This is a genomic window from Microbacterium sp. UBA3394, assembly GCF_002358725.1.
Lineage (GTDB): Bacteria > Actinomycetota > Actinomycetes > Actinomycetales > Microbacteriaceae > Microbacterium > Microbacterium luteum.
The window spans coordinates 1-8,698 of sequence record NZ_DEPK01000033.1 but is presented as its reverse complement, the minus strand read 5'-3'; the positions used below and the strand labels follow the sequence as shown (position 1 = coordinate 8,698).

At 65.5% G+C, this 8,698-nt stretch carries 9 protein-coding genes and 1 pseudogene; 5 read left to right on the top strand and 5 right to left on the bottom strand.

The features are described from left to right. The 5 genes from B4E30_RS01980 to dnaA all read right to left on the bottom strand — a co-directional run. The coding region (locus B4E30_RS01980) for an ATP-binding protein (protein WP_286793266.1) at positions 1-1,370 on the bottom strand (1,370 nt) is incomplete at its 3' end. Positions 1,371-1,491: 121 nt separating this feature from the next. After that, positions 1,492-1,983: a DUF721 domain-containing protein gene (locus tag B4E30_RS01975; protein ID WP_194384130.1), complete on the bottom strand. Its 492-nt coding sequence runs from the start codon at positions 1,981-1,983 to the stop codon at positions 1,492-1,494. Further along, on the bottom strand, positions 1,976-3,142 hold the full coding sequence (gene recF, locus B4E30_RS01970; RefSeq protein ID WP_194384129.1) for a DNA replication/repair protein RecF: 1,167 nt from the start codon (positions 3,140-3,142) through the stop codon (positions 1,976-1,978). The genes B4E30_RS01975 and recF overlap by 8 nt, the downstream gene beginning before the upstream one ends. A 42-nt stretch (positions 3,143-3,184) precedes the next feature. Next, a complete protein-coding gene (dnaN, locus tag B4E30_RS01965; protein ID WP_194385372.1) occupies positions 3,185-4,333 on the bottom strand; it encodes a DNA polymerase III subunit beta in 1,149 nt (382 codons plus the stop codon). Positions 4,334-4,779: 446 nt separating this feature from the next. Next, the gene (dnaA, locus tag B4E30_RS01960) at positions 4,780-6,225 is read right to left on the bottom strand and encodes a chromosomal replication initiator protein DnaA (RefSeq protein WP_194384128.1); all 1,446 of its coding nucleotides are present in this window, start codon (positions 6,223-6,225) and stop codon (positions 4,780-4,782) included. A 301-nt stretch (positions 6,226-6,526) separates the two neighbouring features. Here dnaA and rpmH point away from each other — a divergent pair, with 301 nt between their 5' ends. The 5 genes and pseudogenes from rpmH to B4E30_RS01935 form a co-directional block, all read left to right on the top strand. Then, a complete protein-coding gene (gene rpmH, locus B4E30_RS01955) occupies positions 6,527-6,664 on the top strand; it encodes a 50S ribosomal protein L34 (protein WP_071044216.1) in 138 nt (45 codons plus the stop codon). Next, a complete protein-coding gene (gene rnpA, locus B4E30_RS01950) occupies positions 6,603-7,007 on the top strand; it encodes a ribonuclease P protein component (protein WP_390466724.1) in 405 nt (134 codons plus the stop codon). The genes rpmH and rnpA overlap by 62 nt, the downstream gene beginning before the upstream one ends. Continuing rightward, positions 7,004-7,360 carry a membrane protein insertion efficiency factor YidD gene (yidD, locus tag B4E30_RS01945; RefSeq protein WP_194384127.1) on the top strand — a complete coding sequence of 119 codons (357 nt, stop codon included), beginning with the start codon at positions 7,004-7,006 and terminating at the stop codon, positions 7,358-7,360. Before rnpA ends, yidD begins: the two co-directional genes overlap by 4 nt. 8 nt (positions 7,361-7,368) lie before the next feature. After that, entirely contained in the window at positions 7,369-8,478 is a 1,110-nt protein-coding gene (gene yidC / locus B4E30_RS01940) for a membrane protein insertase YidC (RefSeq protein WP_194384126.1), read from the top strand. 23 nt (positions 8,479-8,501) lie between these two features. Next, positions 8,502-8,698, top strand: a pseudogene (locus B4E30_RS01935) (DNA-binding protein); the annotation flags it as partial.

The following is an 8,698-nucleotide window of genomic DNA, read 5'->3' as shown; positions in this document are numbered from 1 at the left end:
TCTTTGCTCGTGCAGTCCTTGAGCTTGTCGGGCATCGCAGCCGACTCGAAGACGCTCTTGCGGCGCGCAGTCTCACGAGCTTTGCGCGCTGCCATGCGGGCGCTGGCGGCGTCGATCGCCTTGCGGACGACGTTCTTCGCCTGCTGCGGATACCGGTCGAACCAGTCGCCGAGCTGGTCACCCACGACCTTCTGCACGAACGCCCGCGCTTCCGTGTTGCCGAGCTTGGTCTTGGTCTGGCCCTCGAACTGCGGCTCGGACAGCTTCACGGAGATGACGGCGGTGAGTCCCTCACGGATGTCCTCACCGGTGAGGTTGTCATCCTTCTCCTTCAGCATGTTCTGCGCACGCGCGTAGCGGTTGACCAGCGCGGTCAGAGCCGACCGGAAGCCTTCCTCGTGCGTGCCGCCCTCGTGCGTGTTGATCGTGTTGGCGAAGGTGAAGACGTTCTCGGTGTAGCTCGTCGTCCACTGCATCGCCATCTCCATGGCGATCTTGCGGTCGGTGTCCTCCGACTCGAAATCGATGATCTCGTCGTTGACGACCTCGGCGTGACGCACCTTGTTGAGGTACTCCACGTAGTCGACCAGGCCCCGCTCGTAGAGGAAGCTGTCGTGACGCGCATCCGGCGTCTCGGTTCCGGTGCTGGGCTCGACGTCTTCGACGTAGGCCTGAGCGCGCTCGTCGCGCAGGTCGATGCGGAGACCCTTGTTCAGGAAGGCCATCTGCTGGAACCGGGTGCGCAGCGTGTCGTAGTCGAACTCGACCGTGTCGAAGATGTCGGGATCGGGCCAGAACGTGATGGTGGTTCCGGTCAGCTCGCTGTCTTCGCCCTTCTCCAGCGGGGCGATGGGCTGTCCGCCGTCGCGATAGGACTGTCGCCATACCGATCCCTGCCGGTGCACCTCGACCTCGAGACGGTAGGACAGCGCATTGACGACGGATGAACCGACGCCGTGGAGTCCGCCGGAGACCGCGTACCCGCCCCCACCGAACTTGCCGCCGGCATGCAGCACGGTGAGGACGACCTCGACCGTCGACTTGCCCTCGGTGCGGTGCATGTCCACGGGGATTCCACGACCGTTGTCCACCACGCGGACGGCGCCGTCCTCGAGGATCGTGACCTGGATCGTGTCGCAATGACCGGCCAGGGCCTCATCGACGGAGTTGTCGACGATCTCATACACCAGGTGGTGGAGTCCGCGCTCCCCCGTCGAACCGATGTACATGCCGGGGCGCTTGCGCACCGCCTCCAGGCCTTCGAGCACCTGAATGGCGTCTGCCCCGTACTCGGTGGGTGTCCCCGTGGGGATGGGTGCGGCGTCGTCGGCCGCGTCCTCGGGAACGCTGTCGGGGTTCTGGGACGTCATGGGTGAAGGCGCTCCACATCTGTCGGAGGGATCGGCTCCACTCTACCAAGTTCGTCGCGCTCAGATCGGTTATACGGCCCTGTGGCGCGATGAAATCGGCACAGATATGGCGGGACGTGGGTCATCCGTAGGTATCGCGAGGGCCCCGCCCTGGAACGGCTCTGGTGCCCCATTTCCACGAGGGGACGTCCGGCCCGATGAATCGCACGGTCACGACCCCCGCCTCGGGATACCGACGCACGATCTCGGTGAGGATCTGCGCCCGCATCAGCTGAAGCTGCTTCGCCCAGGCCGTCGAATCGGCCTGGATGGTCAGCGTGCCGTCGTGGAACGACACCGGACGCGTGCGCTCGGCGGTGTCGGATCCGGCGACCTCGGCCCACGTGCGCACCACGTCCTCGCGCGCCAGCTGGCCCTCCCAACCCGCCTGGCGCGTGAGCTCCGTGAGCACGTCGGCCACACCGCGCGGGTCGCGCCCCGCTGTGAACGGCTGGTTCTCGTCGTCGCGCACCCGGCGCCGCCGGCGCCATGACTTCGACGACGGCTTCAGCCCGCGCAGCCGGAGGTAAGTCGCGACCGTCTCCGGCACCTGCTCCGACGAGACGTCATCCATCGTGCGGCTCCTCCTCCGGGAGGATACGACCCGCATCCACCCGCACCACCTGGGTGCGCAGCGGCGGCGGCACATCCTGCTCCACCGCCGCGGTGACCACGACCTGCTCGTATCCCCGGGCGACCTCGGCGAGGCGCACTCGTCGATCGGCATCGAGCTCCGCGAACACGTCGTCGAGGATCAGCACCGGATCACCGAGCAGCGAATCGGCGCGAAGGAGCTCCGCTGACGCGAGGCGAAGCGACAACGCGACCGACCAGGATTCCCCGTGCGATGCGTAGCCCTTGACCGGGAGCCCTCGCACCTTCAGCACCAGGTCGTCACGGTGGGGACCGACCAGTGTGACGCCGCGCTCGAGCTCCGCCGTGCGTCGCGCGGCCAGGGCGTTGCGGAACTGGTCTGCGATGGGCGTCGCCGACACCGCGCTCTCGCTTCCGGTCTCGTCTTCCTCCGGATCACCGCCTTCGACCGACAGCGCCCACTGCAGCCGAGGCCGATGGTCTGCGCCCGCGATGGCCGTATAAGCGTCGGCGACGGGGGTCGCGAGGTCATCGGCGAGGCGCAGGCGCGCCTCGATCACCTGGGCGCCGAGCGTCACGAGCTTGTCATCCCACACATCCAGCGTCGACAGACCGTCGCCCTTCACGCCGCGGGCACGCGCGGACTTCAGCAGTGCGTTTCGCTGCTTGAGCACGCGATCGTAATCCTGCAGCACCGAAGCCATGCGCGGTGCGCGCTGGATGAGGAGCTGATCGGCGAACCGGCGGCGAGCCGAGGGGTCACCCCGCACGATCTGCAGGTCTTCGGGAGCGAAGAGGACGACCTGCGCATATCGGGGAAGCTCGGCGGTCTTCACCGGTGAGCCGTTCACGCGCGCCTTGTTGGACCCCTGCCGGTTGACCTGCAGTTCGAGGGTGACGCGTCGCTCGCCGTGACCGAGTCGGGTGCGGATGAACGCCGACTCCTTGCCCTCCCGCACCATCGGGGCATCCTGCGACACCCGGTGAGAGCCGAGTGTGGCGAAGTAGGCGATCGCCTCGGCGAGGTTCGTCTTGCCCTGGCCGTTCCGACCCACGAACACGTTCGGACCGGGTCGCAGCGCCACATCGGCAGCCGCATAGTTGCGGAAGTCGACGAGTGAGAGCTGCTCCACGATCACCGGTACAGCCTAATGATCGCCTCGGACGTCACCCGGATGCGCTCACCTCAGCAGCAGGTTCGGCTGGAGCAGGTACTTGAACGTGTCCTCTCCGCCCTTGTCCACCGAGGTCTGGGGCGTGATCAGCACGGGGCTGAGCTTGTTCGCGTTCTCGCTCGAGGTGAAGGTCACGCGCGCGAACTCGCTGCGCACCGCACCGAGCGACTCGAGGAGGTACTGCGGATTCAGTCCGAGCGTGACATCGTCGCCGCCGGACAGGGTCGCGTCGACGGATTCGCTGGCCCGCGCCTGCTCGGTGCCGGAGGCATCCATCGAGACGCTGTCGGCTGCGAACGTGAACCGGAGCGGGGCGGAGCGGTCGAGAACCAGCGCCACACGACGCACGGCCTCGGCGAGATCGGCGGTGTTCACGACAGCGTGGTGCTCGGTCTGCTCCGGGAACAGACGGCGGACCGGCGGGAAGTTGCCCTTGATGAGGAGCGAGGTGACGGTCTTGTTCCCCGCGGTGAAGGCGATGATCTCGCGGTCGCCGCTGCCCGAGAAGGCGATCGAGATGTCACCCGAGTGCGCGAAGGTCTTGCCGACCTCGGTCAGCGTGCGCGCGGGCACGAGTGCCGTGGCGTCGGAACCGGTCGTTCCGCCGTCCCACGGGATCTCGCGGAGCGCGACGCGATAGCGATCCGTCGCCACCAGGCTCAGGCGACTCCCGGTCACTTCCAGCTGCACGCCGGTGAGAACGGGGGTGACGTCGTCACGGGACGCGGCGAAGGCGACCTGCGCGATGGCGGTCGCGAACTCCTCCCCGGGAACCAGCCCCGATTCACCCGACACCTCGGGAATCGCCGGGTACTCCTCGACGGGCATGGAGGACAGGGTGAAGCGTGCGGAACCGCACGTGAGCACGACGCCGTCTTCGGGATCGACCGAGATCTGAATCGGCGCGTTCGGCAGACGACTGGCGATGTCTGACAGGAGACGGCCGTGAACCAGGATCGTGCCCGGGTCGTCGACCGTCGCGTCGATGGTCGTTCGGGCCGAGGCCTCGTAGTCGAACGCCGACAGCGACAGCCCTTCGTCCGACGTCTCGATCAGCACGCCCGCGAGAATCGGCTGCGGGTTGCGCTGAGGAAGGAGCTTGACGACGAATGAGACGGCTTCGCTGAAGACATCGCGATTGACCTGGAATCTCACGTACGCTCCCTCGACCTCGGGCATGGGGTTTCTCATGCTACTGCCCTGTGCGGCCCATGCTAGTGCCCGACCGGCGCTCGTCCGCATCCGTGCCGGCGCATCCGATCCCTCGAGCTCGAACCCTTGAGGTCATCGAATCGCCCTCTGCTTAAGTTCTTGTTCTTCATCTTGTTAACAACTGTGGAAACTGTGGATAAGTCGGTGGATCCCAGTGCGCTCTAGAGAACTACAAACGTGTGAGATGTGGAATCGATGCGGAATCACGCGGGAAGCCGTCTGTGGGGAAACAGCGGGGTCACGGCGTCTTCCACAGGTGGATGCCGTTTCGTTCACATGTCGAGGCGATGCATCCCCAGTTATCCACAGGTTTTCCACACTGTGAAGAACGCACATGATGGCGTGGCTATGCGTCCGCTGTCAAGTGCGGATGTGAGGTGAGGGAACCCTCAGCGCATTCGGCCGAGCTGCGCGGTGATCTCGGTCACCTGGTTGTAGATCGAGCGACGCTCCTTCATGAGGTCGCTGATCTTCTTGTATGCGTACATGACGGTCGTGTGGTCGCGGTTGCCGAACAGCTGACCGATCTTCGGAAGCGACAGGTTCGTGCGCTCACGGCACAGGTACATGGCGATCTGCCGGGCGATGGCCACGGCCTGCGAACGGCTGGAGCCGTAGAGGTCGTCGACGGTGAGCTTGAAGTACTGAGCGGTCGCCTGGATGATGTCGGTCGGCGAGATGACGTTCGCGTCGTCCTGATCGACGATGTCGCGGAGCACCGTCTGTGCCAGCGACATGTCGAGGTTCGACCGGTTCAGACTGGCGAAGGCCGAGACGCGGATGAGGGCGCCCTCCAGCTCCCGGATGTTCGAGGACACGACCGTCGCGATGTACTCCAGCACCTCGTCCGGGATGTGCAGTCGCTCGCTCTGCGCCTTCTTGCGCAGGATCGCGATGCGGGTCTCGAGATCGGGAGCCTGCACATCCGTGATCAGTCCCCACTCGAAGCGGGAGCGCATCCGATCCTCGAAGCCGGTGAGGTGCTTCGGAGGCACGTCGCTCGTGATCACGACCTGCTTGTCGTGATCGTGCAGCGTGTTGAAGGTGTGGAAGAAGGCCTCCTGCGTCTCGGCGCGACCCTGGAGGAACTGGATGTCGTCGATGAGGAGGATGTCGACGTCGCGGTAGCGCGCCTGGAACGCCGAGCCGCGGTTGTTCGCGATCGAGTTGATGAAGTCGTTCGTGAACTCTTCGCTCGAGACGTATCGCACGCGAATGCCCGAGTACAGACTCATCGCGTAGTCGCCGATGGCGTGCAAAAGATGCGTCTTGCCGAGCCCCGAGTCGCCGTAGATGAACAGCGGGTTGTAGGCCTTCGCGGGGGCTTCGGCGACGGCGACCGCCGCTGCGTGGGCGAAGCGGTTGGACTGGCCGATGACGAAGTTGTCGAAGGTGTACTTCGGGTTGAGGCGGGTGTCGTTGCGAGATGTGCTTCCCGAAGACTCGACCGGTTCCTCGAAGACCTGTCGCGCGGCCGGCATGGGCGACATCGACGGCGCCGGGACCGCCAGCTCCTGGATCGGGACGGGAGCCGTCAGGTGGGCGTCGATGATGTCGGGATTGACGACGACACGGAAGGTCGCCGCCGGCGGGTCGTAGGCGCCGTTCTGCTCGACGTGGGCGAGCGCCTCCATGATGGGAGCTCGCAGACGCTTGTTCAGCTGAGCGGCGGTGAGGTCGTTGGGCACGTCGAGATAGAGGGTGCCGCCCATGACACCCTGAGGGACGGCGAGGTTCAGAAAGCCGTGGAGCTGAGGAGTGACACGGTCGTCGACGGCGAGGGCCTCCAGAACACGCCCCCAGACGGGGACATCTGGAATCTCGTGCTGCGACATGTAGCCCCCGGGGAAAGTAGATGTTCCACGCCCGCGAGATGACACCGCGCAACCTGTGGATAACTGACCGTGCCACGCTAGTCAGCGGCAGGGCTGCGAGCAAACTCCACTGTAGTTCCGGGCCGCGTGTCCTGACCAGCGGCTTCCCAGCCTTTGTGGATAATGTCGCTTTCGCGCGCGCAGGTTTGAGTCCTGAACGCTGTCGACGTATCCTTACTCAGTTGACTTATGCCCTCGCGGCAGTACTGATACCCCGTCCCCGGAAGAGCGTCCCGAGGACACCCCATCCGGAAGAGATCTCATGAGCAAGCGCACTTTCCAGCCCAACAACCGTCGTCGTGCCAAGAAGCACGGCTTCCGCGCCCGCATGCGCACCCGTGCCGGCCGTGCCATCCTCTCGGCTCGTCGCGCCAAGGGCCGCGACGCCCTCTCGGCCTGATCACACGGTGCTCGCGAGGCAGAACCGACTGACCCGCGGAGCGGAATACAAGGCCGTCGTCCGCCGGGGTGCGCGGTGCGCCGGGGCGAATTCCATCACCTACGTGGTCCAGTCGGGAGACGACAGGGCTGCGCGTTTCGGTTTCATCGTGAGCAAGCAGGTCGGTTCAGCCGTCGTCCGAAACACCGTGCGGCGACGGCTGAAGGCTGTCTGCGCGGGGGCGCTGACCGATGTCCGGCCCGGTGCTGACGTGGTCATCCGTGCGCTCCCGGGCTCGGCGAAGGCCGACTTCGCACAACTGCGTGACGAGGTCGCACGGTGCCTGGCGAGGCGGGCGGCATGAGTGTTCTGCCCTCGTATGCCGTCGGTGCCGGCCGTTGGACCGCATCCGATTCACTTCGTGCGATACCGCTTCTGCCCCGGAACGCCGCTCTGGCGTTGCTTCACGGCTACCGGGCGACCATCTCGCACACGTACGGTGACGTGTGCAAGTACTACCCCTCATGCACCGCCTACTCGGTGGCCGCGGTACAGCAGTACGGCGCCGTGGTGGGAAGTGCGATGACCGCCGCGCGCCTCGCGCGGTGCCACCCCTGGGCGAAGGGCGGCGTCGACGACGTGCCGCTTCGTGAGGACTTCCGTCACGACATCACCCCGCAGGGTTTCGTCGTTCCTGGCTCCACCGGAAAGGACTGATCCCGCGCATGGATCTTCTGAGCTTCGCTTCGTCGGCGACCGAGACATCGGGCGGCGGTGGTTTCGATCTGATCGGCACCATCCTCTGGCCCCTGAAGTGGCTGGTCGAGCTCGTGCTCGTCGCCTGGCACTGGCTGTTCACCGCGATGGGCCTGCCGGCAGCCGAGGGTCTCACGTGGGTGCTCTCGATCGTCGGTCTCGTGATCGTCGTGCGCTCGGCGATGATTCCGCTGTTCGTGCGGCAGATCAAGAGCCAGCGGAAGATGATGGAAATCGCCCCTGAACTGCGAAAAGTTCAGGAGAAGTACAAGGGAAAGCGCGATCAGCTCTCGCGGGAGGCGATGAGCCGGGAGACGATGGCGCTGTACAAGAAGCACGGCACCACTCCGGTGTCGAGCTGTCTGCCGCTCCTGGTGCAGATGCCGGTGTTCTTCGCGCTGTTCAGCGTGCTGAACGACGTCACACGGCACGCACAGGCCGGCATCGGCGGTGTGGGCCTGCTCAATGCGGAGCTGACACAGGAGTTCTACGACGCGAAGCTCTTCGGCGTCGCATCGCTCCACGAGACCCTGATCGACGCCATCAACTCGGGCAACACCACGGCGATCATCATCCTGGTGACCCTCGTGGTGCTCATGATCGCCTCGCAGTTCTTCACACAGCTCCAGATCATCTCGAAGAACCTCTCCCCCGAAGCCAAGACCGGCCAGGCGTACCAGATGCAGAAGATCATGCTGTACGTGCTGCCGTTCGCGTTCGTCTTCTCGGGCGTGTTCTTCCCGCTCGGTGTCGTCATCTACTGGTTCGTGTCGAACCTGTGGACGATGGGGCAGCAGTTCCTCGTCATCCGAGAGATGCCCACCCCCGGGTCGGACGCGGCGAAGGCCCGCGAGGAGCGGCTGGCCCGCAAGGGCAAGGCCATCGACTCCTCCGGCAAGGTGGTGTCGATGGAGAAGTACCAGGCGGAGCAGCAGCGTCTCGTCGAGGAGGCCGAGCGGGCCAAGGCCGCACAGCCCAAGCGGCAGCAGCCGGTCGGCAAGCAGCGGGCGAAGAAGCAGGCGCAGAAGCAGTCCGGACCGTCGGGCGGCAACGGCCCATCGGGTAACGCGAAGTCCTGATCACGGAACGACCCAGAGGAATGATGAGCAGCAACTCCGACACCGCCACCACGTCCGCTCCGGACCGCTCCCCCGCGACGGTCGAGCAGCTCGAGCAGGAGGGTGACGTCGCCGCAGACTTCATCGAGGAGCTCCTCGACATCGCCGACATCGACGGCGACCTCGGACTCGACGTACGGGCCGGGCGAGCATACGTCTCTGTCGAGGCTGAGGAAGAGGA

Coding starts and splice junctions, on each gene's coding strand:
- B4E30_RS01975 (WP_194384130.1), bottom strand. CDS start 1,983: ATGGATGACGTCTCGTCGGAGCAGGTGCCGGAGACGGTCGCGACTTAC.
- yidC (WP_194384126.1), top strand. CDS start 7,369: ATGGATCTTCTGAGCTTCGCTTCGTCGGCGACCGAGACATCGGGCGGC.
- yidD (WP_194384127.1), top strand. CDS start 7,004: ATGAGTGTTCTGCCCTCGTATGCCGTCGGTGCCGGCCGTTGGACCGCA.
- rpmH (WP_071044216.1), top strand. CDS start 6,527: ATGAGCAAGCGCACTTTCCAGCCCAACAACCGTCGTCGTGCCAAGAAG.
- dnaA (WP_194384128.1), bottom strand. CDS start 6,225: ATGTCGCAGCACGAGATTCCAGATGTCCCCGTCTGGGGGCGTGTTCTG.